Here is a 22,987-nt window from a genome sequence, read left to right as displayed (position 1 = left end):
CGCAAGATGTCGAGCCTGAAGATGCCGCGTCCCCATAGCCTGATGGGCCAGATGCTGCTGGCAGTGGCCGTCGCGCTGATGCTCGTGCAGGGCCTGGGCGCGTTCCTGGTCTATCGCGCCCAGCGCGAGGGCTACGAGGCGAGCATGCTCAATGCCTCCGCGTTCCGCCTCATCATGGAAACGCGCGGCCCCCGCGCGCTGTCGCGCCGGCATGACGGGCCGCGCGTGCCGCTCTCCGGCCCGCCGCCCAAGGGCTATCACCTCGAATACAGCACCCGCTCCCCCGCCGGTCCCGGAGAAACGCGCGACCGGGAAGCGGAAGTGGGCCTGGCCAAGATCCTGGCCGACCAGGAATTCCCGGTGCGCGACATCGTCGTGGTCCACCGCGACGTCGGCCGCGACCGCGTCGCCCGCCGCAACGCGCTGGATCGCGCCGCCAATTACGGCCTCGCGCGTGAGGAAACCGACCGCATCATGCGGGCCAACCTGCTGGTGGTCGGCGTGCGCACGGAAGAAAACGGCAGCTGGATCATCTCGCGGGTGCGCGCGCCGAGGCCGGAAAACGTCCTGCTGACGCCGGTGCTGGTCCAGACGATCATCATCTACATCGTCGTCATGGCCGCCGTGGCGCTGATCCTGCGCCGCATCACCCGGCCGCTCGCCGCCCTGACGCGCCGCCTCGAACGCTTCGCCGCCACGCAGGACGTGGAGGGCCAGTTGGCCCCTTCCGGGCCGGAGGACATGCAGCGCCTCATCATCGCCCACAACGCCATGGAATCGCGCATCGCCGCCCTGCTGGACGAGAAGAACGTCATGCTGGGCGCCATCGGCCACGATCTCAAGACCCCGCTGGCGGCACTGCGCGTCCGCATCGAATCGGTGACGGACGATGTCGAGCGCGGCCGCATGGCAGCCACTATCGAGGACATCGTCCACACCCTGGACGACATCCTGTCCCTCGCCCGCGTCGGCCGACCCAGCGATCCGCTCGAACGCACCGAACTCTCCGCGCTGATGTTCTCGGTGATCGAGGAATACGAGGACATGGGCGAGCCGGTCGAAGTGGGCGACACCGCGCGGATGGCGCTGGAACTGCGCCCCACCTGGATCCGCCGCGCCTTGCGCAACCTCATCGGCAATGCGCTGCGCTACGGCGAACGCGCCCGCGTCTCGCTCTCCCGCGCGGAGGGCCGCGCCGTCATCCTGATCGAGGACGATGGCCCCGGCATTCCCGACGATGCGATCGCGGACATGATGAACCCCTTCACCCGCGGCGACCCCTCGCGCAACAGCGCCACGGGCGGCGCCGGGCTCGGCCTCGCGCTCGCCCGCGCCATTGCCGACCAGCACGGCGGCGCCTTGGTTCTGTCCAACCGGCTCTCGGCAAGCGGCGCCGTCGAGGGCCTGAACGCCCGGCTGGAGCTGCCTCTGGGCTGACGTTCGCGGCGCAGGCGGTTAATTCCAGACAGCGGACGGCGCTTCAGGCCGTCATTTCAGCTTGGCGAACTCGGCGTCGATCTGAGCGCCCAGCATGTCGTCGAGCAACCCGCAATTGCGCACGCGCTCGATAGCGCGGTCGAGTTCGAGGGCTCCGGGCGTTCCCGCCAACCGCGCCTTGAAGTCGCGCGCGATCCGGGTGGCCTTATCCACCGAGCAGAACCGCCCGAGCATCTGCGGCAGGCGCCGGACCAGGAACGGCCCATCGCTGCCGTCCAGCAGCCCGTCCAGATGCGCGAGCGCCCAATCGTAACCCAGTTCGCGCGTGGCGCTGCGCGCCATCACGCCGTCCAGCAGGTCGCGTCTTTCGCTTTCACGCAGACGCGGGTCGTCCATGGCGAGCAGCCAGGCCGCGAGCCTGGCATCTCCGGTGCGGGAGGCGGCCGCCAGCGCCGCGGGCCGGAACACCGGGTCCTCCGAGGCGAGCGCCCGGTCGACCAGATCCCGCGCCGCTTCGGCAGGCCGCCGATAGAGGTAGAGATCGAGCGCATGGTCCAGCCAGGCAGGGTCGAGCGCGGCATGGTCCCCGGCCAGATAGGCCGCCATGGCATCGGCGAGCTGGTCGCGCAGGCGCGCGCCGCGCCCGGTGTTGAGCAGGGCGGCCACCACTTGCACGCGGCGCTGGGTCCGCGCCGGCGCCTCATGGGCATAGACCCCGAGGCGAGGGTCGAAGCCGAGTTCCTTGAGCAGCGGCGCATAGAGTCGCTCGCGCAAGAGACCGAAGCTGCGCCGCGCCGGAGTGCCGACGAAGCCTTCCATCATGTAGCGGGCCAGTGCCTTGTCCGGCGCATCGGCGGCGTGAGGGTCCGGATGGCGGATCAGCTTGCGGGCCAGCCCCGCCATTTCCGCCACGTTGCCGCGCCCGGCCCGGATCGAGGCATCGAGCGAATCGACAAGCGCCAGGGCCTCGCCGCCGGGCAGGCGGTCGGCCTCGGCGATCAGCGCCTTCCAGTGGTTGGCGGTGAGTTCGAAGCGATAGTAGCCGCTGCCTCCGGCATTGGGGAACACCGGCCCTTCTCCGGGCACCGAGAAGGCCTGCGTGCCCTGGTCCATGATCGTGCACAGGCGCTGCGGCCCGCGGTGAAAGCAGAGCGGGATCGTCCAGCGCGCCTCGGGCGGCGCCACACCGGCCGTGGTATAACGAAGCTGCGTCACCGTGACCCGGTCCCCGGCCTGGCGCATGGCGAGCAGCGGCACGCCCTGCTGCTCCACGAAACTGCGCATGGCCGGCACCAGGCGAGGGTCTCCGGCCACGTCGGCCAGGGCGGCAAAGAAATCGGCGCTGGTGGCGCTACCCTGCCGGTGGGCGTCGATGTAGCGGCGCACACCCTGGCGGAAGCGCTCCTCTCCCAGCCACTGCGCAATCATGCCCACGACATGACCGCCTTTCCCGTAAGTGATCGAATCGAAAGCGGAATCGATCCGTTCGCTGGTTTCGATGGGCTGGCGGATCGGCCTGCCGGCGAGCAGGCCGTCGATGTCCATCGCCTGATACCCGGTGCCCAGTGCATCGCCCGCAATGCCAAGGTCCGGCCGCCACTGCTCGCCCACGCGGTAGCCGATCCAGTTGGCGAAGCTCTCGTTGAGCCAGAGATCGTCCCACCAGTCCGGCGTGACGAGATCGCCGAACCACTGGTGGCCGAGTTCGTGCGCCACGATCATGCCGAACTGGCGCTGCTGCTCCACCGGCGCGTTCTCGTCCATGACAAGGATGTCGTCGCGGTAGAGGTCGGCGCCGGGGTTCTCCATGGCGCCGGGCAGGATCGGGCTGGTCACCTGGTCGAGCTTCGGGAAGGGAAAGCGCTCTCCGAAATAGTCCTCCAGCAGGGTGACGATGCGCTTGCTGCCCTCCAGCGCGAAGGCGAGGTTCGCCGCGTTCTGGCGGGTGGAGACGATCCGCAGCGGCAAGGGTTCTGCCCGCTGGGGCGAAGGCGGCACTTCGCCGGACACGCTGGCGAACGGCCCGGCCATGATCGCCACCAGGTAGGTCGGCAGCGGCGGGCCGGGGGCGAAGCGGTGAACGGCCAGGCCATTCTCGATCGCCGCGGTACCCACTTCCAGGCCATTGCTGATCGCCATGAGGCCCGGCGGGGTGCGCAAGGTGACGGCGAAAGGCGTCTTGAAGCCCGGTTGGTCGAAACCGGGAAATACGGCGCGCGCGTCGATCGACTGGAACTGGCTCCAGGCATACCACGCGCCTTCCACTTCCACCCGGAACAGACCGGCGGGGCCCTGACCGAACGCCGCCGAATAGTCGAAGGAAAGCGTGAGCCGGCCGGGGGGCAGCGGCTCGTCGAAACGCACTTCGGCCAGCCCGTTCGCATCGAGCTGACGCCAGTGCGCCGAGACACCGCGCGCGCCGATCCGCGCTTCCGCACGCGTGACATCGAGATCGCGGCCATGAAGATAGATCCGCGAGGTTCCGGCGGCCAATGTCAGGTCGATCTCGACATGGCCGGAAAACCGCGGCTTCGCGGGATCGAGCGTCATGTCCAGCCGATAGGCCAGGGGCCTGACGGAATCGTCGAGGCGGCCGAAGGGAAGGTCCGGTCTTTCCGCCGAGACGAGGATGCCGGACGCTTCCGCGACCGGCCCCGATGCCGCATCCTGCGCGCGCGCCGCCCCGGACGCTGCCAGCAGCGCGGCAAACACGACCGGGCGGAGACCGACCCTCATCGGGTCAGCGCATCAGGCCCCCGATAAGGTTGCGGGCGAAGCGGCCCAGCCCCGGAAAGCCGATGGCCTTGCCGAAGGCGTCGCCCACGGTGCCGGCGGCCGCGCTGGCGGCCGAGGCCTTGGGATCCGCGCGGCTCTTCTTGCCCTGCATCGACTGCGCCAGGATCGACCCCGCGCTGGCAGCCGCCGCGCCGGCCGCCGCCTTGGCGACCTTGCCGCCCAGCCCGCCCCACAGGCTGGGGTTCTTGCGCTCCTGCCGGCCGACTTCCTCCTTGCCCTTTTCCGCCACTTCCTGGGCCGTCGCCGCAGCATCGGCGGCCTTGGCGGCAAGCACTTCCTCGGCGCTTTCGCGGTTTACGGGGCTGTCGTACTTGCCCTCGAAAGGACTGATCGACTGGATGATCGCCCGCTCCTTGGGCTCGATCGGCCCCAGTCGCGAGCGTGGCGGCGCGATCAGCGTGCGCTGGACCACGGTGGGGGCGCCTTCCTCGTCGAGCGTGGAGACCAGCGCCTCGCCCACTTTCAGCTCGGTGATCGCCGTTTCGACGTCGAGCGCGGGATTGATGCGGAACGTATCGGCCGCCGCCTTGATCGCCCGCTTGTCGCGCGGGGTGAAGGCCCGCAGCGCATGTTGCACGCGGTTGCCGAGCTGTCCGGCAATGTCCTCGGGAATGTCGATGGGATTCTGCGTCACGAAGTAGACGCCCACGCCCTTCGAACGGACGAGGCGCACCACTTGCTCCACTTTGTCCTGAAGCGCCTTGGGCGCATCGTCGAACAGCAGGTGGGCCTCGTCGAAGAAGAACACCAGCCGGGGCTTTTCGGGATCGCCCACTTCGGGCAGCACTTCGAACAGCTCGGACAACAGCCATAGCAGGAAGGTGGCGTAGAGCTTGGGGCTGCGCATCAGCTTGTCGGCGGCGAGCACGTTGATGAAGCCGCGCCCCTTGTCGTCGCAGCGGATGAAGTCGGCGATTTCCAGCGCCGGCTCGCCGAAGAACTGCGCCGCGCCCTGGCTGTCCAGCGCCAGGACCTGCCGCTGGATCGTGCCGACGCTCGCCTTGGTGACATTGCCGTACCTGGCCGAGAGCGCCGCGGCATTTTCCGCCACATGGGCCAGCATCGCCTGGAGATCGGGCAAGTCGAGCAGCAACAGCCCCTGCTCGTCGGCATAGCGGAAGACGACGTTGAGCACGCCTTCCTGCGTGTCGTTGAGGTCCATCAGCCGCGACAGCGGCAGCGGCCCCATTTCCGAGATCGTGGTGCGGACGGGATGGCCCTGCTCGCCGTAGATGTCCCAGAAGATCGCGGGATTGTCCGAATAGGCATAGTCCGCCATGCCGATTTCGCGCGCGCGGGTTTCCAGCACGGCGGCGTTCTTGAACTGCGGGCTCCCCGGCATCGAGATGCCCGAAAGATCGCCCTTCACGTCCGCGAGGAATACCGGCACGCCGGCTGCGGAAAACTGCTCGGCAATGGTCTGCAGGGTCACCGTCTTGCCGGTGCCGGTGGCACCCGCGATCAGCCCGTGACGGTTGGCGCGGTCCAGCCGCAGCACCTGACGTTCACCATTGGCCCCGAGTCCCAGGAAAATCTCGTCCATTCACCGCTCCTTGCACCCGCCATGGTGATAGAGCGGCCTTGGCGCCAGCGCGAGAGGGATTCTGGGAACGCGCGCGCTCATCGCCCCGGCCGTCCGCGCCGCATGGGCTGGTGCGGTTCCCGAACCCTCGCTAAAGGCGCGGCAAGACCATGTCCGAAATATTCGTCCTCCTCGATGATGCCCGCCGCGAAGGCGCCGGCGACGCCCGGCTCTACCGCGCGCCGAGCGAGATCGTGATCGCCCGCAGCGCCGAAGAGGTGGTGCCGGCGCTCGCGCGGATCGAGCAACTCGCCGCGGAAGGGCTGCACCTGGCGGGCTACCTGGCCTACGAGGCCGGACTGGCCCTCGAACCGCGGCTGGCGGGGCGCCTGCCCGGACGCACCGGGGTGACCGGCCCGCTCGTGTGGTTCGGCGCCTTTGCCGGATACGAGACGATCGCCGCGCTGGACGTGCCGGACTGGCTCGCCCGCCATGCCCCGCCGGGCCGCGTCGGCATCGGACCGCTGGAACCGCAGATCACGACCGGCGACTATGACCGGGTCTTTTCCCGGATTCACGGCGCCATCGAGGCGGGGGACATCTATCAGGCGAACCTCACGTTCCCGCTGGCCGGTCCCTGGCATGGCGATCCACTGGCGCTCTATGCCGCGATCCGGCCTTCCGCCGCGGCCGGCTATGGCGGCGTGGTCTGCGACGGTGCGCAGTACCTGCTGAGCTTCTCGCCCGAACTGTTCTTCGCGCTGGAAAACGGCCGGGTGACGGTGCGCCCGATGAAGGGCACCCGCCCGCGCGGCCAGGATGCGGCGCAGGACCAGGCCCTGCGCGCGGAACTCGCCGGCTCCGCAAAGGACCGGGCAGAGAACCTCATGATCCTGGATCTGATGCGCAACGACCTCTCACGCGTGGCCGAAGCCGGCAGTGTCCGCGTGGAGGATGCCTTCGCGATCGAGAGCTATCCCACCGTCCACCAGATGGTCTCCACCGTCCGCGCCGATCTGGCGGAGAGCAAGGGCGCCGTCGATATCCTGCGGGCGCTGTTTCCCTGCGGCTCGATCACCGGCGCACCGAAGATCCGCGCCATGGAGCTGATCGCCGAAGGGGAATCCCATGCCCGCGGCCCCTATTGCGGCTCGATCGGCCGGATCGATCCTACTGGCGATGCCGCCTTCAATGTGGCAATTCGCACTCTGCATCTAACGGGGCGCCTGGCGCCGGGCGAGAACGGGGCCGGCCGTGCGGTCCTCGGCGTCGGCTCGGCCGTGGTCGCCGATTCAAAAGCGCTTCCCGAATGGCGGGAATGCCTGATCAAAGGGGGTTTCGTGAGAGAGTCGGCAGGGGCATCCTCGCCCGCCAGTTTCGACCTGATCGAGACGATGTGCTTCACGCCCGAAAAGGGCATCCCGCTGCTCGAACATCATCTCGAGCGGATTCGCGGCAGTGCCGAGACGCTGGGCTTCAGCTTCGATCGCCATGCGGTGCGCAATGCCATCCAGGCGCTCTGCTTCGATGCGGAAAGCCCCTCGAAGCTGCGCCTCGTCGCCTCGCGCAGCGGCGCCTATGCGCTGGAATTGTCCGAACTGCCGCAGCCGATGGGCGAGCCGGTCAGCGTGGGCGTGCTGCGCCTGCCGGTGGACAGCGGCGACTGGCGCCTGCGCCACAAGACCAGCGACCGCGGCTTCTATGAGGCGGGCCTGGCCGCCGCCAAGGCCGCCGGCGCACAGGAAGCGCTGTTCCTGCGGGACGACGGGCTGGTTACCGAGGGCACCTTCACCAATCTCTTCGTCGAACGCGATGGCCGGCTGCTGACGCCGCCACTGGCGCTGGGCCTGCTCGCCGGCGTGCTGCGCCGCTCGCTGATCGAGGAAGACCGCGCGGTGGAAGCCGAACTGACTTTGGACGATCTGGCGGAAGGCTTCTTCATCGGCAATTCCCTGCGCGGGCTGCTCCCCGCGCGGCTGCTGGCGTGACGGGCGGCACCATGCACGGTTCTGCCGCCCTTGCGCGCATCGCCCCTTCCGGCACCACCGCGATGACCGACCGCGCGATCGAACTGCGCGAATCCGGTCTCGACATCATCTCGCTCTCGGTGGGCGAGCCCGACTTCCCCACTCCGCCCCATGTGATCGAAGCCGCCAAGGCCGCGCTCGATGCCGGCCAGACGAAATATACCGCGGTCGGTGGTACCTCGCAGCTGAAGCAGGCCGCCGCCCTGCACTTCGCGCGCGACTTGGGGATCGAGGTTCCCGCCTCGCAAGTGACGGTCAGCGCGGGCGGCAAGCAGGCGATCTTCCATGCCATGCTGGCCACGGTGAGCGAAGGCGACGAAGTAATCGTGCCCTCGCCCTGGTGGGTGAGCTATCCCGAGATCGTGCGCTTCGCGGGCGGCAAAGTCGTTCCGCTGCTGACTTCGGCCAAGGACAACTTCCGCTTCACCGCCGCCGATCTCGAAGCGCAGATCGGGCCGCGCACGCTCTGGTTGCTGCTCAACAGCCCCGGAAATCCGACCGGCGCCTATTACCCGGAGGAGATGCTGCGCGGCATCGGCGAAGTGCTGCGCCGTCATCCGCGCGTGATGGTGCTGTCCGACGATATCTACGCGCCGATCAACTACGCCATCGACAGTAATGGCGGCCGTCCGCATGCCACGCTGGCCAACCTCTGCCCCGATCTTGCCGACCGCATCCTGACGGTCTCGGGCGTGTCCAAGAGCCACGCGATGACGGGTTTCCGCATCGGCGTGGCGGCCGGCCCGCAGTGGCTTATCAAGGCGATGGAAAAGCTCCAGTCGCATTCCTCGGGCAATCCCTGTTCGATCAGCCAGGCCGCCGCCGTCGCCGCTTTCGCGGGGCCGCAGGACTTCCTGGCCGAATGGCGGGAACGGTTCCGCCAGCGGCGCGACAAGGTGGTGGCCGCGATCAACGCGATCCCCGGCCTCTCCACCCCGACCCCGGACGGCGCGTTCTACTGCATGATCGACGCCGCCCCGCTGATGGGCCGCTTCGGGGACGACATGAAGCTCACACTGCACCTGCTGGAACACGGCGTGGCGCTGGTTCCCGCCTCCGCCTTCGGCGGGCGTGACGGCTTCCGCATCAGTTTCGCCGCGGACGACGCGCGGCTCGAAGAAGCGCTTCGGCGCATAGAGAAAGCATTGACGTAACATGGAACTGGAAATCCTCTTCGAGGACGGCGAAGCGCTGGTCATCGACAAGCCCGGCGGCCTTCCGCTCGACACGCCCCGCGCGGGCGGTCGCAGCCTCGAAGACCGGCTCGAGGAATTGACGCTGGGCTTCCAGCGGCTGCCCATGCCGGTGCACCGGCTTGACCGCGACACGTCGGGATGCCTGTTGCTGGCGCGCAATCCCAAGGCCCTGAAGCGCTTTTCCGCCGCTTTCGAGGAAAAGCTGGTCAAGAAGCGCTACCTCGGCATCGTCGCCGGCACCCTGTCGGAAGAGGAAGGCACGATCGCGCTCAACCTCTCCAAGGTCAGCACGGTCAAGGACGGCTGGCGCATGATCCCGGCGAAGAAGGGCAAGCCCGCCGTCACCCACTGGCGCAAGCTGGACGAGAAGAACGGCTTGACCCTGGTGGAATTCCGCCCCGAAACCGGCCGTACCCACCAGATCCGCGTCCACGCCGCTTCCGGCCTGGGCCTGCCGCTGCTCGGCGATCCGGTCTACGGCAGCAGCAAGGGCGCACCGCGCACCATGCTTCATGCGGCCGGCCTCACCGTGCCGCGCGGCGACAAGGAGCCGATCGTGGCCGTCGCGCCGCTCCCGGCCGATTTCGCCGCTTTCGGCTTCAGCGATGAATGAGCGAGGTTGAGGAGACCATCGGCCGCGCCCAGGCCCTGGCGAGCGAGAGTTTCATCGCTTCGACCGGGCCGGGCGGGCAGAACGTCAACAAAGTCGCGACCGCCGTTCAATTGCGGCTCAACGTCTATGCGTTGCGCCTGACGCCGCCGGTCTTCGCGCGGCTGAAGGAACTGGCGGGCAGCCGCATGACCGCGGCGGGCGAACTGATGTTCACCGCCCGCCGCTTCCGCACCCAGGAAGCCAACCGCGCCGATGCCCGTGACCGCCTGGCGGACATGCTGCGCGATGCTCACAAGCTGCCGGAAAAGCGCGCGAAGAGCCGCCTCAACCGGGTCGGCAAGGAGCAGCGGCTCAAGGGCAAGAAGTTGCGCGGCTCGGTGAAGGCCGGGCGGGGCAAGGTCAGCTTCGACTGACGCTCACTCGGCCTGCGTGGCGGCAGCGCCCGTGGGCGCCGAGGTCGAGGCAGGTTCGGGCCGGGCATCGAACATTTCCGCCGCCTCGTCCAGCGCCCGCGCCTCGCCGACCGTGACGCCGTCCGGGCCCGGCGGATCGGACTGTCCGCAAGCCGCCAGGGACAGGGTTGCGATCAGGAAGCAGAGCGTTCTCATAAAGGCTGCTTAACCCAGCGCGGCCGCCATCTCAAACGCCTGAAATCAAGCATCGCACCAGGACCCTCGCAACCCTGAGGCTTCCCCGGACTTCCCACTGACACCGTTTGCCCCGATACCTGTCGTCGGCAGCAACCAGCCATGAGGAGTCGTCATGTCGAAGATCGTCGTCGTCGTCGGAAGCCTTCGCGCCGAATCGTACAACCACCAATTCGCGAAAGCCCTGACCCGGCTGCCGGCGGCCTCGGGCCACGATTTCGTGTTCGCGGATATCGGGTCCCTGCCGCTCTACAACCAGGACCATGATGGCGACCAGGCGCAGCCGGTGAAGGATCTGAAGGCGCTGGTGCGCAGCAGCGACGGCGTGATCTTCGTGACGCCGGAATACAACCGCTCGATCCCCGGCGTGCTCAAGAACGCCATCGACAACGCCTCGCGTCCCTATGGCGACAGCGCTTGGGCGGGCAAGCCGGCAGGCGTGATCGGCGTGTCGATCGGTGCGATCGGGACCGCGCTTTCCCAGCAGCACTTGCGCAACGTGCTGGCCTACCTCGACATGCCCACCCTGGGCGCGCCGGAAGCCTTCATCCAGTGGAAGGACGGCCTGCTCACCCCGGACGGCACCGTGGGCGAGCAGTCGGCCGGGTTCGTCGGCGGCTGGCTTGAAGCGTTCCTCGCGCTGGTGGACCGCCACCGGGATTGAGGCAGATCGTCGTCCCGGACTTCGATCCGGGACGACGTTCTTGTCAGAGGATACCGGCCGTCTTGCCCGCGCGGGTGAACATGCCGATGATCTGCTGGACCTGCTCGGCCGAGTGTTCGGCGCAGAGCGAGCAGCGCAGCAGGGTCATGTTGGCAGGCGTTGCCGGCGGCCTTGCGAGGTTCACGTAGAGCCCTTCGTGCAGCAGCGCTTCCCACATCATCGCGCCGCGTTCGAGATCGGGCATGATGACGGCGATGATCGCGCTTTGCGGTTCCTCGGTGCCGAGCTGGAAGCCCGCATCGGTCAGACCCTTGTGCAGCGTGCGCGAGCTTTCCCAGAGGTGGGCGCGCTTTTCGGCGGCCGTCATCAGCTTGCGGATCGAAGTCGTCGCGGTGGCGACCACGCTCGGCGGCAGGCTGGCGGTGAACACGTAGGGACGGCAGACCAGGCGCATGATCTCGAACTTGGGGTGGTTCGAAACGCAGAACCCGCCGACCGTGCCGACCGACTTGGAGAACGTGCCGATCACGAAGTCCACGTCTTCGAGGCAGCCCTGGTCCTCGGCCACGCCGCGCCCGTTGGGCCCGATGAAGCCCATCGAGTGCGCTTCGTCCACCAGCACCATGGCGCCGTACTTCTTGGCAACCGCGATCATCTCCTTGAGCGGGGCGATGTCGCCCAGCATCGAGTAGACGCCTTCCAGCACGACCAGCTTGCCCGCGCCTTCGGGAATGCGGCGCAGGCGCTTTTCCATCGCCTCGATGTCATTGTGCTTGAACGGCACGACTTCGGCGTCGCCCATCTTGCAGCCGTCCCAGATGGAAGCGTGGCTGTCGATGTCGAGGACGATGTAGTCACCCTTGCCGGCGATCGTCGAGATGATGCCCAGGTTGGCCTGGTAGCCGGTGGAGAACACCATGGCGTGCTTCATGTCGTAGAAGTCGCATAGCGCTTCCTCGACCGCCTTGTGCCCGGCGTAAGTGCCGTTGAGCACGCGGCTGCCGGTGGTGCCGGCGCCGAAATCGTCCAGCGCCTGCTTGCCGGCCGCGATCACGTCCGGATCGAAGGTCATGCCCATGTAATTGTAAGTGCCGAGCAGGATCGTCTCGCGCCCGTTGCACAGGGCGACGGTGGGCGAGATCACCTTTTCCATGACGAGGCCGAACGGATCGGTGACGCCGGTGGACAGCAGATCGCGGCGCATTTCGATCAGGGGATCGAACTTGCTGAACAGGTCCGCGTGGCCCTGGGTTTCGTTTTCGCTGAGCATATCGGTCATCGCGATGGATCCCTCAGCCCTGGAGCTTGACCACGGCATCGACGAGCTGGCCGTAGTTCTCGATCTCGGCCTGCTGGTTCATCGAGATGATGATGTCGAATTCGTCCTCGATCGCGGCCACGAAGTCCATGACGGTCAGGCTGTCGAACTCGAGGTCGTCAGTGAAGCGGGTCGCGTCGGCGACTTCGATGCCCTTCTTGTTGAAGGGCTCGATCAGCGCGGCGATGCGGGCCGAGGTCTCTGCGCGGTCCATGGTCATTTCAACTCCGGTAATTTCGGGCGGCGCTCTGGCCGATAATTGCGGCGCAAAAGCGGCGACGGGGGGTAAAGTCAAGCACAGGCGCGACACTTGTCGCTTCCGCCGCGAAGACGGTTGCGACATCGCCGCCATATCACAGCAAGTCGCGGACCGCGCGCATGAACGGGCCGATCGACACCGGCTTGGCCAGATAGCCTTCGGCGCCGGCCTCGCGGATGCGCTCCTCGTCGCCCTTGCCGGCATAAGCGGTGACGGCCAGCACCGGGATCGTGCGCAGCACCGGATCCTTCTTGGCCGCCTCGATCAGGTCCAGGCCCGATACGTTGGGCAACTGGATATCCATGATAACGAGATTGGGCACGAATTCCCGGGCGCGCTCCAGCGCGTCGAGGCCATCGGCCACCGGCTCCACGGCGAAGCCCTGGCTCCTGAGCACATCGCAAAAGAGCTTCCGATTGAGGTCGTTGTCCTCGACAACTAGGATACGCTTTGCCATTCGACGCGTGATCACCATCTAAGGGCGGGGACACCCGCTCTATGACAGGCAAGCGAGACTGACAATTCTTCGAGAGTCGCCATCCCCATCGCAGGACCCGCAGGCCCTTGCGCTCAATGCCCTCGGTTGGGTGCTGGCAGACCAGGACCGCGCCGAGCGTTTCCTGGCGCTGACCGGCCTGACGCCCGATGTCCTACGCGCCTCGCTGGGACAGCAGGCCACGATGGCGGCGGTCCTGGAGTTTCTCTGCTCGCACGAACCGGACCTCGTCGCCGCGGCCGAAGCGCTGGACGTCGCGCCGGAAATGCTGGTCCGCGCAAGGGAAAGGCTCGGCACATGACGAATCGCACCGGCAGGCCGCTGCTCATCACCGATTGCGACGAAGTGCTTCTCTACATGATCTCGCATTTCCGGGACTGGCTGGCGGAGGACGAAGGCGTCACCTTCGCCATGGAGCGCGGCGAATTTTCCGGCGCGATGCGGCGCACGCAAGGCGGCGACCTGCTCGAACAGGCGGAAATGTGGTCGCTCCTGAACAAGTTCTTCGACGGCCAGATGCATCGGCAGACCCCGGTGGACGGCGCCGTCGCGGCGATTCGCGAGATCGCGCATCATGCCGACGTGGTGGTGCTCACCAACCTCATGGATTTCCGCCAGGAAGCCCGCCGTCAGCAATTGCTGGAGCACGGGATCGACGTGCGCGTCTTCACCAACCAGGGACCGAAAGGCCCTGCTCTCAAGGCGATTCTCGACGAGTACGCGCCTTCGCGGGCGGTCTTCGTGGACGATCTGGCCCAGCACCACGGCTCCGTGGCAGGCGTGGCGCCGGAGATCGGGCGCCTGCACCTCTGCGCCGAACCGCTGCTCGCCCCGCATATCGCCTGCGCCCATGTCGCCGGCCATGCCCATGCGCGAATCGACCGCTGGCAGGACGCCGCGCCCTGGCTGATCGACTGGCTGACACGCAGCGACGCTACCAAGACCGAATCCTGATCCCGCTCCTCTCACAAGGAAGACGCCGACGATGAGTGCTATCGAATCCCGCCTGGCCGAACTGGGCCTGACCCTTCCCGAACCCGCCGCCCCCGTCGCGGCCTATGTGCCGGTGGTGGTCGCGGGCGGCCTCGCCCATGTCTCTGGCCAGCTGCCTTTCGTGGAAGGCAAGCTGGTGACCGGCCGCCTGGGTGAAGACGTGGACCTGGAATCCGGTGTCGAGGCGGCGCAGGCCTGCGCGGTGATGATCCTGGCGCAGCTCAAGGCCGCGCTCGGCTCGCTCGACCGCGTGGAGCGCGTGGTCAAGCTGGGCGCCTTCGTCAATTCGGCCGGCGACTTCACCGACCAGCCGAAAGTCGCCAACGGCGCTTCGGAACTGATGGTCGCGGTGTTCGGCGAAGCGGGCAAGCATGCCCGCAGCGCGGTCGGCGTGCCGGTCCTACCGCTGGGTGCCGCTGTCGAAGTGGACGCCATCGTTGCCGTTCGCCCTGCTTGACCGCTGGTGCTCGCCGCCGCCCGATCCGCGCAAGGTCGGGTGGATCGGCGGGCATGACTATGCCCATCGCGGGCTGCACGGCGCGGTGATTCCCGAAAACTCGCTCGCGGCTTTCCGGCTGGCGATCGAGGAAGGCTATGGCATCGAACTCGACGTGCAGCGCGCGGGGGATGGCACACCCGTCGTGTTCCACGATTCCACGCTGGAGCGCCTGACCGACGAGGCCGGCGCAGTTTCCCGGCATAGCGCGGCGCAACTGGCCGCGTTCACCCTGGGCGGCACGGCCGAGAGCATTCCCAGCCTGCGCCAGGCGCTCACCCTGATCGGCGGCCGCAAGCCGGTGCTTATCGAGCTGAAATCCTCGCGCGGGACCCGGGTCGCCGCGCTCTGCCTGGCGGTGCGGCGGGTGCTGGAGGGCTATACCGGCCCCCATGCCGTGATGAGCTTCGACCCGCGCGTCTCGCGCTGGTACCGGCGCCATTCGCCTCACACCGTGCGCGGGCTTATCGTATCCGAGGGCGAGGACCGCGCCCTGGCCGGAAAAATCCGCCGCCGACTCGCGCTCTGGCAGGCCCGGCCGGACTTCCTGGCCTACGACATCCGCGACCTGCCCAGCCGCTTTGCCGCTGCCCAGCGCCGCCGCGGCCTGCCGGTCGCAACCTGGACCGTGCGCAGGCCGGACCACCGCGAGCGCGCCGGCATCCATGCGGACGCCGTGATTTTCGAGCGCCCTTCGGAAGAACCGGCATGAGCGCCGGGTCCGGCGAGGAGGAAGACAAGCGCAAGCCCGGCGGCGAATTCGTCGCCCGGATCCACGGCGGCGTCGACGGACTTCCGGCAGCGGAATGGGATGCCCTGACGGGCGGCGGCAACCCCTTCGTTTCCCACGCCTTCCTGGCAGCCATGGAGCAATCGGGAAGCGTCGGCGGCGATAGCGGCTGGACGCCCGTGCCGATCACCATCGCCGGGCCCGATGGACAACTGGCCGCGGCGCTTCCGGCCTATCTCAAGGAACACAGCCAGGGCGAATATGTTTTCGACCATGCCTGGGCCGATGCCTGGCACCGGGCCGGCGGATCGTACTACCCCAAGCTCCAGATCGCCGCGCCCTTCACGCCGGCCACCGGCCCGCGCCTGCTCACGCCGCACCCGGAACTGGCCCCGGCCCTGATCGCCGCCGCCGAAACCGTCTGCCGCGACAATGGCCTGTCCTCTGCCCACGCGACTTTCATCGAACCTGCGCAAGTGCCGCTGTTCGAGGCGGCCGACTGGCTGCTGCGCGAGGACATCCAGTTCCACTGGGAAAATCGGGGCTATGCCAGCTTCGACGAATTTCTCGGTGCCCTCTCCTCGCGCAAGCGCAAGGACATTCGCAAGGAACGCGAAAAGGCGCAGGAAGACGTCGAGATCCGCAGGCTCACCGGCGACGACCTGCGCGAGGAACACTGGGACGCGTTCTGGGAATTCTACCAAGACACCGGCGCCCGCAAATGGGGCCAGCCCTACCTGACGCGTGAGGCGTTCTCGCTCATGGGCCGGACCATGGCCGACCGCATCCTGCTGGTCCTGGCCTATATGGATGGGACGCCCGTGGCCGGGGCGCTGAACTTCATCGGCAGCGAGGCGCTCTACGGCCGCTATTGGGGCGCCGTGGTGGAAAAGCCCTTCCTGCACTTCGAGCTTTGCTACTACCAGGCGATCGACGCGGCCATCGCGCTCGGCCTCTCGCGCGTGGAAGCGGGGGCGCAAGGCGGGCACAAGCTTGCGCGCGGCTATGAGCCGGTGCGCACGATCTCGGCCCATTACATCGTCCATCCGGGGCTGCGCGCCGCCATCGCGGACTATCTCACGCAGGAGCGCTCCGGCATCGCGGGCGACCAGCTGCTGCTGGACGGACGGACGCCCTTCCGCAAGAGCTAGGCCGGAAAGGGCCTCAGGCCGCCTTTCGTCCTGCCGCGCAGAGCCACTGGCGCGCGCGGCGCTGGGCTTCGGCGATTTCGCGCGCGGTCATGTCCTCGGCCACTTCGGTGCGGCAGGTCGCCGCTTCCTCGTCGCCCCGGGCCGCGGCGAGATTGAACCACTTGTGCGCTTCGATGAGATCGCAAGCCGCGCCGTGGCTGCCGGTGGAAAAGGCCACGCCCAGATCGAAGCAGGCGGAAAAATCACCGATCGCAGCAGCGGCCAGGCGCTCTGCCAGGAACAGGTCCTCGGCGGCCCCCGAAAGACCTTCCGTTACTTCGGTGAAGTGTTCTCCAGATATCCAGACATGGTCCATAGTCAGCTAACCCCCGGTTTACGGTCCTTTCGGTCCAGTGCTGCAAGGCTGGCACCGACATGGTCAACAAAGCGTTAAGGATAGATCTGAAACATTCCCTGTAAGTTTACGCTACAAGCTCGCGGGAGAAACTTGTGCCTGTCCGAAACGGCATTCAGGTTTTTTGTGGACTGCCATGGTTATAGCCTTGTGCAGGGTGAGGGGCGGCCCTATAGGCCGCCGCACCGCGGTTTGCCGGGAGGCCACTGGAAAAATCCGGGGTCGCAGGGCGTAGGCAGACCGGGGGGATTCGTGCGGAGATTCTCTGGATGGCAACGGCCCTAGCTGACGAAATTGATGTCCTCGCCAAAGCCAAGCGCATGCTTGGTGGTTCTTATGTTCCCGTAGAGAACGAAGCCTACATGTGCGAGGCTCAGCAAGACTACTTCCGGCGGCTTCTGCTGGCCTGGAAGAAATCGATTCTCGACGCCTCTGCCGGCACCCTGGCACAGCTTCAGGACGGTCCGATCCGCGAGCCGGACCTCAACGATCGCGCTTCCAGCGAGACCGATTGGGGTATCGAACTGCGTACCCGCGACCGCCAGCGCAAACTGATCGCCAAGATCGATTCCGCCCTGCGGCGGATCGAGGAAGGCGAATACGGCTATTGCGAAGTGACCGGCGAACCGATCGGCCTCGGCCGTCTCGAGGCGCGTCCGATCGCCACCATGACCGTGGAGGCACAGGAAGCGCACGAGCGCCGCGAAAAGGTCTCCCGCGAGGAGTGATCCCCTCGCAAATACAGCTTTTTCGCCCCGCCCGAACGGGATGCCCGGTTGATGAAAAGCCGGGCCTTCCACAGCGGACGGGGCGTTAAGGCTTTCTTTGCCACTCGCCTCTAGGTATCGACGGTAAGCACGCTTCGCGCGTGAGGCTATGGCTATCGCGGGCCAAGGTTCGTGATATCATCTGCCTGACCGAATGCCGGACGAGAACGCATGACCGAGATCGAAAATCGCCAGATTGCGCGCGACAGCCTGTTCCTCATGGCCGATCTGCGCATCGACGGGCTGGACGGCGAATACCGGATCAAGGTCCGCAACCTCTCCGCCGGCGGCATGATGGGCGAAGGCGGAATCCAGGTCATGCGCGGCACGCTGGTCGCGGTGAACATCCGTAACATCGGTTGGGTCGCAGGCTCGGTCGCCTGGGTGCAGGAAAACCGCTTCGGCGTGGCCTTCACCGAGGAAATCGACCCCAAGTTGGCCCGTGCCGCCGTAACCCCGGTCCCGGACGACAAGCCGAATTTCGTGCGCACGTACGAAGCGCAATATTCGCCCCCCACAACGCCCGCGAAAAACCTGCGCAAGCTCTGATTTCTGCGCGCCCGGCGAAAAATCGACCCCGCGGCGCGCCAGCCATTTGCGCTCTGCCGCAAATCGACTAGTCCCAAGGCCATGTTCGCCAAGCGCCATGCCTTTCGAACTCCGGTTCCCTTCCGCCTGATCCCTCTGGCCACTGCGCTGGCGCTTGCCGCCTGCGGTTCTCCGGACAATTCGGCCTTGAGCGTCGCCGTGCTCGGCAGGTCCGGCGGCACTTCGGGCGCGCCCTTCGACATTGGCGAAAGCACCACCCTGGCCGGGCAGCTCCTGCGCGCCTCCACCACCGAGGGCCTGGTGGCCTTCGACGAGAAGGGCCGCGTCATTCCCGCGCTCGCGGATCGCTGGATCGTCACCGACGACGGGCAAAGCTACATCTTCCGGCTGCGCGACGGCGATTGGCCATCGGGCGAGCCGCTGACGGCGGAATCGGCCAAAAAGGCGCTGCAGACCGCGCTCGATGCGCTGGACGGCACGCCGCTCGCGCGCGATCTGGCCGGTATCGATGAAATCCGCACGATGGCGGGGCGGGTCGTCGAGATCCGGCTCGGCCGGCCGATGCCCTATCTGCTGCAACTGCTGGCCCAACCGGAACTCGGCCTGGCCTTCAAGAACCGCGGTGCCGGGCCGATGCGCCTGGAACGCGCCGGTAGCGCGGCCCGCCTCGTGCCCATCGATCCCGCCAGCCTGGGGCTGCCTGCGGTGGAAAACTGGCCGCAGCGCAGCCGGCGCATCGACTTGCGGGTGCTCGACGGTCCAGCCGCGGTCGAGGCGTTCAACGCGGGCGAAGTCGATATCGTGATGGGCGGCGAGATCCAGGACTTCCCCCTCACCCGCTCGGTCGGCATCCTGCGCGGGACGATCCAGCTCGATCCCGTGGTCGGCCTGTTCGGCCTCAAGGTGATGCGCGACAAGGGTTTCCTGGCCGACCCCGCCAATCGCGAGGCCCTGGCCATGGCGATCGACCGGGAGGGCCTGATCGCGCCGTTCAGCCTCGGTGGATGGTCGCCCACGACCCGGCTCGTTTCGCCCAGCCTCGATGGCGACCTTGGCACGATCGGCGAACGGTGGAGCGAACAGTCGCTCGACGACCGGCGCGCGGTGGCCGCTGCGCGCGTGCGCCGCTGGGCATCGGGCGCAAGCGGATCGACCGGCGAGCGCGCCCCGGCTCCGGCCGCTCCGGCCGCCGCCCAGCCACCAGGTGCCGCGCCGAAGCAGGCGACCAAGGCAACGCGCGGCGCAGCCCCCGCGCCGGTTCCGCCCGCCGCCAACGGCCCGCATCTGTCGATCTGGCTCCCGGCCGGCGACGGATCGGATACCCTGTTCGGCAAGCTCGCCGCAGACTTCGCGGCCATCGGCGTCCATCTCCTGCGCAGCAGCGACATCGAAGCTGCGGACCTGCGGCTGGTGGACGATGTCGCCCGCTATCCCCGCGCTGCCTGGTTTCTCAACCGCCTGGCCTGCAGCGACGGACAGGGCCTCTGTTCCACCGAGGCCGATGCGCGGGTGAAGGAAGCCACCACGGCCACCACGCCCGAGGAAAGGTCCGCGCTTCTGACCGAGGCCGAGGCCGAACTCACGGCCGCCAACGTGTTCATTCCCTTCGGAACTCCGATCCGCTGGTCGCTGGTACGCGGCAGCGTCGCGGGCTTCGCACCCAATACCTGGGGCTGGCACCCCTTGATGCCATTGGCCTGGGTCCCCAGATAATTCGCCTATCCCTTTCGAGGAGAGGTACGACTTTGGCGACTGGACAGACTTCCGCACGGCGCATGGACCTGGAACTTCCGCTCGGGTCCGATCCGGTTTCCATCTCCCGCCGCATCGAAATGCTCGAGCACGTGCTGGAGCGCGCCATCTCGCTTCCCGGCATCCGCCGCAAGGTGGGGCTGGACGCGGTGATGGGCCTGGTTCCCGTGGCCGGCGATCTCGTTTCGGCGGCGCTCGGCATGTATATCGTGTGGGAAGCCCGGCGGCTGGGCATGCCGAAGTGGCAGCTTGCCCGGATGACCGTCAATGTCGGCGTCGATACGCTGCTGGGCGCGGTTCCGGTGGCCGGCGATCTGTTCGACTTCGTGTTCCGCTCCAACAGCCGCAACCTGAAGATCGTCCGCAAGCATATCGCCAAGCATCACCCCCATGCGCGGGTGATCGAGGGCTAGGCCGATAAGGGCGCCGTCGCGGACGGCGCCGTCATTTCCCCCGCGCGCGGCTGCCGGGTCAGGCCCTGGCAGCGGCGGCGAAGTCGCACTTCTGGTTGGCTTCCTTGGTGCCGCCGCCCAGGAAGGCGACCGCCAGGAAGCCCGCGACCACGGCGATGGCGAAGGCCGCCGTGACTTTGCCGAGGTGCTTGTCGATCACGGCCTTGATCGGCGCCCCGAACAAGCGGAACAGCACGCCCACGATCATGAAGCTGATCGAGCGCGAGACGACCGAGGCGGCGATGAACACGCCCAGGTTCATGCCGATGAAGCCGGCCGTGATCGTCAGCAGCTTGAACGGGATCGGCGTCGCGCCCTTCACCACGATGATCTCGGCGCCGTATTCCCGCAAGTAGCAGGCCGCCTTGGGGAAGCTGTCCGCCAGCCCCAGCGCGTGAAGCAGCGCCTCACCGAAAGCGGCATAGGCGAAGTGGCCGATGGCATAGCCCAGCAGGCCGCCCACGACCGATGCCAGCGTGGCGATCATCGCGAAGCGAATCGCCTTCTTCGGCTCGGCCAGGCACATCAGCCCCAGCAGCGGATGCGGCGGCACGGGGAAGAAGCTGGCTTCCATGAAGGCGAACAGGGCCAGCCACCATTCGGCATGGCGGTGCGCCGCCTTGGCCATGGTCCAGTCGTAGAGGCGGCGCAGCATCGAGTTCTCCGGCTGTCATGAGATCGGGCGCCGCAAGAAGGCGGCACGCGTGCCGTGCTTAGTAGGCCGGCGCGGAGGCGGCAAGCTATAACCCATTTGGTTATATCTGCTTGACATTACGGCGCTGGATTGGTACAAAACAGGAACAAGGGAAGCAGCCGATTCGTCCGGCTCTCCTTTCGATCCGCACCACATCAACTCCGGGATGATCCCCTATGGTCGAGCCGAAACGGGCTACGTCCGGCGCTGCACGGTGCCGGCGTGGCAAGACGATCAGCCCTGTCTCCACGGCGCATGAGCCCGGGGACGAGCGCCCCATCAACAACCGGCGGTGGCGTGCGGATTTCCTCGCCGCGCTGGCCGAGACCTCGAACGTCAGTGCCGCCAGCACCGCCGCCGGAGTGCTGCCGGGCAAGGCCTATAGACTGCGCCGGACAGACCCGGAATTCGCCCGGGACTGGCACGTCGCCCTGCTCGAAGGCTACGAGAACCTCGAGATGGAAGTGCTCTATCGGCTGCGCTTCGGCGATCCCCGGGACGGCGAGGTCAAGTTCGACAACGCCACCGCCCTTCGCCTCCTCGGCCTCCACCGCGAAACCGTGGCGCGCGAGCGGGCGGCGCGGGAGAATGAGGATCTGGCCGCCGTGCGCGCCTCGATCCACGCCAAGCTGGCGCAGCTGCGCCAGCAGATCACGGCGCGCCGCGCGCTCGAAACCGGCAAGGAGGCCGATCATGGCTGAAGCCGATCCCCTGCACTGGCTGGCCGAAGCCGAAGACGGCGAACTGGAATCCTTCATGACGGGTCTTGGTGCCTCCGGACAGCGCGAATGGCGCTGGGACTGGCGTCTCTGGGCCCGGCCCTCGCAGATCGCCCCCGCCGGAGACTGGCGCGTATGGCTGGTCATGGCCGGGCGCGGCTTCGGCAAGACGCGCTGCGGCGCCGAATGGGTGAACGAGGTTGCCGAGCATCATCCCGATGCCCGCATCGCGCTCGTCGCCGCGCATCTCGGCGAGGCGCGCTCGGTGATGGTGGAAGGTGAAAGCGGATTGCTGTCGATAGGCGCGCCCTGGAGACGGCCCCTTTTCGAACCTTCGCTGCGCCGTCTGACATGGCCGAACGGCGCGCAGGCCACGCTCTATTGCGCGGCCGAGCCGGAAGCCCTGCGCGGCCCCCAGCACAGCCACGCCTGGTGCGACGAAGTGGCCAAATGGGACAATGCCTCGGGCAGGGCCGTCGCGAGCTGGGACAACCTGCTCATGGGTCTCCGGCTGGGCCATGACCCCCGCGTCGTGGCCACGACGACGCCCCGAAGCGTACCCCTGGTCACGCGATTGCTGGCCGAAAGCCAGGACGGCGAAGTCGCCGTGACGCGCGGCAGCACCTTCGACAATGCGGCCAACCTGCCCGCCCGTTTCCTCAGGGCCATGCGCCGGACGTTTTCGCAAAGCCTGCTGGGACGGCAGGAGATCGACGGCGAACTGATCGCCGATGTCGAAGGCGCGCTCTGGAGCCGTGCCCTGCTGGAAGGCTGCCGGGAGGACGCCGCGCCCGCATGCGACCGCGTGGTCGTCGGCGTCGATCCGCCGGCCTCGGCCGGGGGCGATGCCTGCGGGATCGTGGTCGTGGGCATGGGGCAGGACGGCACGGCGCATGTCATGGCCGATGCCTCGGTGGAGAAGGCGGGTCCCGAACGCTGGGCCCGCGCCGTCGCCGGCACCGCCGAGGCCTGGCATGCCGACCGGGTGATCGCGGAGGCCAACCAGGGCGGCGCCATGGTCGCCTCGGTACTGCGCGCGGCCCAGCTCTCTCTGCCCTTGCGGCTGGTCCACGCCAGCCGCGGCAAAGTCGCCCGCGCCGAGCCGGTCGCCGCGTTATACGAGGCCGGGCGGGTCCGCCATGCCGGGCTGTTTCCCGCGCTGGAAGACGAGATGTGCGGCCTCATCGCCGGAGGTGCCTACCAGGGCCCGGGACGCTCGCCGGACCGCGCCGACGCCCTGGTCTGGGCCTTGAGCGAACTGATGCTCGGCCGGAACGGCGAGCCTCGCGTGCGGCTGGCCTGAGCTTCCCGCATC

General features: G+C 67.6%; 25 protein-coding genes. 17 read left to right on the top strand and 8 right to left on the bottom strand.

Annotated elements, in window-relative coordinates; genetic code table 11:
- Positions 1 to 6 precede the first annotated feature (6 nt).
- A complete protein-coding gene (locus tag EDF58_RS09135; RefSeq protein WP_243654146.1) occupies positions 7 to 1,437 on the top strand; it encodes an ATP-binding protein in 1,431 nt (476 codons plus the stop codon).
- A 51-nt stretch (positions 1,438 to 1,488) separates the two neighbouring features.
- On the opposite strand, the gene EDF58_RS09130 is transcribed toward EDF58_RS09135, so the two are convergent.
- Together EDF58_RS09130 and EDF58_RS09125 are read right to left on the bottom strand one after the other, a co-directional pair.
- Positions 1,489 to 4,173: a M1 family metallopeptidase gene (locus tag EDF58_RS09130; protein ID WP_132264688.1), complete on the bottom strand. Its 2,685-nt coding sequence runs from the start codon at positions 4,171 to 4,173 to the stop codon at positions 1,489 to 1,491.
- Between the two features lie 4 nt (positions 4,174 to 4,177).
- Positions 4,178 to 5,776, bottom strand: coding sequence for a helicase HerA-like domain-containing protein (locus EDF58_RS09125; protein WP_132264687.1), 1,599 nt, complete (start codon positions 5,774 to 5,776; stop codon positions 4,178 to 4,180).
- Between the two features lie 149 nt (positions 5,777 to 5,925).
- On the opposite strand from EDF58_RS09125, the gene pabB reads away from it, so the two are divergent.
- The 4 genes from pabB to arfB are packed head-to-tail and all read left to right on the top strand — an operon-like array spanning position 5,926 to position 10,004.
- A complete protein-coding gene (gene pabB / locus EDF58_RS09120) occupies positions 5,926 to 7,743 on the top strand; it encodes an aminodeoxychorismate synthase component I (RefSeq protein ID WP_132264685.1) in 1,818 nt (605 codons plus the stop codon).
- A gap of 11 nt (positions 7,744 to 7,754) precedes the next feature.
- On the top strand, positions 7,755 to 8,936 hold the full coding sequence (locus tag EDF58_RS09115; RefSeq protein WP_132264684.1) for a pyridoxal phosphate-dependent aminotransferase: 1,182 nt from the start codon (positions 7,755 to 7,757) through the stop codon (positions 8,934 to 8,936).
- Position 8,937: 1 nt separating this feature from the next.
- Positions 8,938 to 9,591, top strand: a complete 654-nt coding sequence (locus tag EDF58_RS09110) for an RNA pseudouridine synthase (protein WP_132264682.1) — start codon at positions 8,938 to 8,940, stop codon at positions 9,589 to 9,591.
- Positions 9,588 to 10,004, top strand: coding sequence for an alternative ribosome rescue aminoacyl-tRNA hydrolase ArfB (arfB, locus tag EDF58_RS09105; RefSeq protein WP_132264680.1), 417 nt, complete (start codon positions 9,588 to 9,590; stop codon positions 10,002 to 10,004). The genes EDF58_RS09110 and arfB overlap by 4 nt, the downstream gene beginning before the upstream one ends.
- A 3-nt stretch (positions 10,005 to 10,007) precedes the next feature.
- Here arfB and EDF58_RS09100 read toward each other — a convergent pair whose 3' ends face one another.
- Complete coding sequence (locus tag EDF58_RS09100) at positions 10,008 to 10,199, bottom strand: hypothetical protein (RefSeq protein WP_132264678.1); 192 nt, start codon at positions 10,197 to 10,199, stop codon at positions 10,008 to 10,010.
- A gap of 154 nt (positions 10,200 to 10,353) precedes the next feature.
- On the opposite strand from EDF58_RS09100, the gene EDF58_RS09095 reads away from it, so the two are divergent.
- Positions 10,354 to 10,902, top strand: coding sequence for an NAD(P)H-dependent oxidoreductase (locus EDF58_RS09095; RefSeq protein ID WP_132264676.1), 549 nt, complete (start codon positions 10,354 to 10,356; stop codon positions 10,900 to 10,902).
- Between the two features lie 43 nt (positions 10,903 to 10,945).
- Here EDF58_RS09095 and EDF58_RS09090 read toward each other — a convergent pair whose 3' ends face one another.
- From EDF58_RS09090 to EDF58_RS09080, 3 genes are all read right to left on the bottom strand, one after another.
- Complete coding sequence (locus EDF58_RS09090; RefSeq protein WP_132264674.1) at positions 10,946 to 12,181, bottom strand: aminotransferase class I/II-fold pyridoxal phosphate-dependent enzyme; 1,236 nt, start codon at positions 12,179 to 12,181, stop codon at positions 10,946 to 10,948.
- Positions 12,182 to 12,194: 13 nt separating this feature from the next.
- Complete coding sequence (locus tag EDF58_RS09085; RefSeq protein WP_132265304.1) at positions 12,195 to 12,434, bottom strand: acyl carrier protein; 240 nt, start codon at positions 12,432 to 12,434, stop codon at positions 12,195 to 12,197.
- Positions 12,435 to 12,573: 139 nt separating this feature from the next.
- The gene (locus EDF58_RS09080) at positions 12,574 to 12,936 is read right to left on the bottom strand and encodes a response regulator (RefSeq protein WP_132264672.1); all 363 of its coding nucleotides are present in this window, start codon (positions 12,934 to 12,936) and stop codon (positions 12,574 to 12,576) included.
- 58 nt (positions 12,937 to 12,994) lie between these two features.
- Here EDF58_RS09080 and EDF58_RS09075 point away from each other — a divergent pair, with 58 nt between their 5' ends.
- The 5 genes from EDF58_RS09075 to EDF58_RS09055 are packed head-to-tail and all read left to right on the top strand — an operon-like array spanning position 12,995 to position 16,345.
- Entirely contained in the window at positions 12,995 to 13,276 is a 282-nt protein-coding gene (locus EDF58_RS09075; RefSeq protein WP_132264671.1) for a DUF3572 domain-containing protein, read from the top strand.
- Entirely contained in the window at positions 13,273 to 13,929 is a 657-nt protein-coding gene (locus EDF58_RS09070; RefSeq protein ID WP_132264669.1) for an HAD family hydrolase, read from the top strand. The genes EDF58_RS09075 and EDF58_RS09070 overlap by 4 nt, the downstream gene beginning before the upstream one ends.
- A 31-nt stretch (positions 13,930 to 13,960) precedes the next feature.
- Positions 13,961 to 14,425, top strand: coding sequence for a RidA family protein (locus tag EDF58_RS09065; RefSeq protein ID WP_132264667.1), 465 nt, complete (start codon positions 13,961 to 13,963; stop codon positions 14,423 to 14,425).
- Entirely contained in the window at positions 14,406 to 15,176 is a 771-nt protein-coding gene (locus EDF58_RS09060; RefSeq protein WP_132264666.1) for a glycerophosphodiester phosphodiesterase family protein, read from the top strand. The genes EDF58_RS09065 and EDF58_RS09060 overlap by 20 nt, the downstream gene beginning before the upstream one ends.
- Positions 15,173 to 16,345 carry a GNAT family N-acetyltransferase gene (locus EDF58_RS09055; protein ID WP_132264664.1) on the top strand — a complete coding sequence of 391 codons (1,173 nt, stop codon included), beginning with the start codon at positions 15,173 to 15,175 and terminating at the stop codon, positions 16,343 to 16,345. The genes EDF58_RS09060 and EDF58_RS09055 overlap by 4 nt, the downstream gene beginning before the upstream one ends.
- A 13-nt stretch (positions 16,346 to 16,358) precedes the next feature.
- Here EDF58_RS09055 and EDF58_RS09050 read toward each other — a convergent pair whose 3' ends face one another.
- On the bottom strand, positions 16,359 to 16,700 hold the full coding sequence (locus tag EDF58_RS09050) for a sel1 repeat family protein (protein ID WP_132264662.1): 342 nt from the start codon (positions 16,698 to 16,700) through the stop codon (positions 16,359 to 16,361).
- 308 nt (positions 16,701 to 17,008) lie between these two features.
- Between EDF58_RS09050 and dksA the strand changes: the two genes are divergently transcribed.
- The 4 genes from dksA to EDF58_RS09030 all read left to right on the top strand — a co-directional run bounded on the left by dksA (position 17,009) and on the right by EDF58_RS09030 (position 20,220).
- Positions 17,009 to 17,467 (top strand): RNA polymerase-binding protein DksA, encoded by a 459-nt coding sequence (gene dksA / locus EDF58_RS09045; protein WP_132264661.1) that lies wholly within the window; start codon positions 17,009 to 17,011, stop codon positions 17,465 to 17,467.
- 210 nt (positions 17,468 to 17,677) lie between these two features.
- A complete protein-coding gene (locus tag EDF58_RS09040; protein ID WP_132264659.1) occupies positions 17,678 to 18,055 on the top strand; it encodes a PilZ domain-containing protein in 378 nt (125 codons plus the stop codon).
- An 81-nt stretch (positions 18,056 to 18,136) separates the two neighbouring features.
- Complete coding sequence (locus EDF58_RS09035) at positions 18,137 to 19,768, top strand: ABC transporter substrate-binding protein (RefSeq protein ID WP_132264657.1); 1,632 nt, start codon at positions 18,137 to 18,139, stop codon at positions 19,766 to 19,768.
- 62 nt (positions 19,769 to 19,830) lie between these two features.
- Positions 19,831 to 20,220 (top strand): DUF4112 domain-containing protein, encoded by a 390-nt coding sequence (locus EDF58_RS09030; protein WP_132264655.1) that lies wholly within the window; start codon positions 19,831 to 19,833, stop codon positions 20,218 to 20,220.
- 58 nt (positions 20,221 to 20,278) lie between these two features.
- Here EDF58_RS09030 and EDF58_RS09025 read toward each other — a convergent pair whose 3' ends face one another.
- Positions 20,279 to 20,914, bottom strand: coding sequence for a YqaA family protein (locus tag EDF58_RS09025; protein ID WP_132264654.1), 636 nt, complete (start codon positions 20,912 to 20,914; stop codon positions 20,279 to 20,281).
- A 215-nt stretch (positions 20,915 to 21,129) separates the two neighbouring features.
- Between EDF58_RS09025 and EDF58_RS09020 the strand changes: the two genes are divergently transcribed.
- The gene (locus EDF58_RS09020) at positions 21,130 to 21,654 is read left to right on the top strand and encodes a hypothetical protein (protein ID WP_132264652.1); all 525 of its coding nucleotides are present in this window, start codon (positions 21,130 to 21,132) and stop codon (positions 21,652 to 21,654) included.
- Positions 21,655 to 21,709: 55 nt separating this feature from the next.
- Positions 21,710 to 22,975: a terminase family protein gene (locus EDF58_RS09015; RefSeq protein ID WP_243654176.1), complete on the top strand. Its 1,266-nt coding sequence runs from the start codon at positions 21,710 to 21,712 to the stop codon at positions 22,973 to 22,975.
- The last annotated feature ends 12 nt before the right edge of the window (positions 22,976 to 22,987 follow it).

This window comes from Novosphingobium sp. PhB57 (assembly GCF_004342985.1).
Lineage (GTDB): Bacteria > Pseudomonadota > Alphaproteobacteria > Sphingomonadales > Sphingomonadaceae > Novosphingobium.
This window is presented reverse-complemented; position numbering and strand designations above follow the sequence as displayed.

Excerpts from the sequence above, each read along its gene's own strand:
- EDF58_RS09070 (WP_132264669.1), top strand. The coding sequence starts at position 13,273 with ATGACGAATCGCACCGGCAGGCCGCTGCTCATCACCGATTGCGACGAA.
- pabB (WP_132264685.1), top strand. The coding sequence starts at position 5,926 with ATGTCCGAAATATTCGTCCTCCTCGATGATGCCCGCCGCGAAGGCGCC.
- EDF58_RS09015 (WP_243654176.1), top strand. The coding sequence starts at position 21,710 with ATGACGGGTCTTGGTGCCTCCGGACAGCGCGAATGGCGCTGGGACTGG.
- arfB (WP_132264680.1), top strand. The coding sequence starts at position 9,588 with ATGAGCGAGGTTGAGGAGACCATCGGCCGCGCCCAGGCCCTGGCGAGC.
- EDF58_RS09035 (WP_132264657.1), top strand. The coding sequence starts at position 18,137 with ATGTTCGCCAAGCGCCATGCCTTTCGAACTCCGGTTCCCTTCCGCCTG.
- EDF58_RS09085 (WP_132265304.1), bottom strand. The coding sequence starts at position 12,434 with ATGGACCGCGCAGAGACCTCGGCCCGCATCGCCGCGCTGATCGAGCCC.
- EDF58_RS09055 (WP_132264664.1), top strand. The coding sequence starts at position 15,173 with ATGAGCGCCGGGTCCGGCGAGGAGGAAGACAAGCGCAAGCCCGGCGGC.
- dksA (WP_132264661.1), top strand. The coding sequence starts at position 17,009 with ATGGCAACGGCCCTAGCTGACGAAATTGATGTCCTCGCCAAAGCCAAG.
- EDF58_RS09050 (WP_132264662.1), bottom strand. The coding sequence starts at position 16,700 with ATGGACCATGTCTGGATATCTGGAGAACACTTCACCGAAGTAACGGAA.
- EDF58_RS09100 (WP_132264678.1), bottom strand. The coding sequence starts at position 10,199 with ATGAGAACGCTCTGCTTCCTGATCGCAACCCTGTCCCTGGCGGCTTGC.
- EDF58_RS09115 (WP_132264684.1), top strand. The coding sequence starts at position 7,755 with ATGCACGGTTCTGCCGCCCTTGCGCGCATCGCCCCTTCCGGCACCACC.
- EDF58_RS09125 (WP_132264687.1), bottom strand. The coding sequence starts at position 5,776 with ATGGACGAGATTTTCCTGGGACTCGGGGCCAATGGTGAACGTCAGGTG.
- EDF58_RS09065 (WP_132264667.1), top strand. The coding sequence starts at position 13,961 with ATGAGTGCTATCGAATCCCGCCTGGCCGAACTGGGCCTGACCCTTCCC.
- EDF58_RS09030 (WP_132264655.1), top strand. The coding sequence starts at position 19,831 with ATGGACCTGGAACTTCCGCTCGGGTCCGATCCGGTTTCCATCTCCCGC.
- EDF58_RS09040 (WP_132264659.1), top strand. The coding sequence starts at position 17,678 with ATGACCGAGATCGAAAATCGCCAGATTGCGCGCGACAGCCTGTTCCTC.
- EDF58_RS09090 (WP_132264674.1), bottom strand. The coding sequence starts at position 12,181 with ATGACCGATATGCTCAGCGAAAACGAAACCCAGGGCCACGCGGACCTG.
- EDF58_RS09130 (WP_132264688.1), bottom strand. The coding sequence starts at position 4,173 with ATGAGGGTCGGTCTCCGCCCGGTCGTGTTTGCCGCGCTGCTGGCAGCG.
- EDF58_RS09095 (WP_132264676.1), top strand. The coding sequence starts at position 10,354 with ATGTCGAAGATCGTCGTCGTCGTCGGAAGCCTTCGCGCCGAATCGTAC.
- EDF58_RS09080 (WP_132264672.1), bottom strand. The coding sequence starts at position 12,936 with ATGGCAAAGCGTATCCTAGTTGTCGAGGACAACGACCTCAATCGGAAG.
- EDF58_RS09110 (WP_132264682.1), top strand. The coding sequence starts at position 8,938 with ATGGAACTGGAAATCCTCTTCGAGGACGGCGAAGCGCTGGTCATCGAC.
- EDF58_RS09025 (WP_132264654.1), bottom strand. The coding sequence starts at position 20,914 with ATGCTGCGCCGCCTCTACGACTGGACCATGGCCAAGGCGGCGCACCGC.
- EDF58_RS09020 (WP_132264652.1), top strand. The coding sequence starts at position 21,130 with ATGGTCGAGCCGAAACGGGCTACGTCCGGCGCTGCACGGTGCCGGCGT.
- EDF58_RS09135 (WP_243654146.1), top strand. The coding sequence starts at position 7 with ATGTCGAGCCTGAAGATGCCGCGTCCCCATAGCCTGATGGGCCAGATG.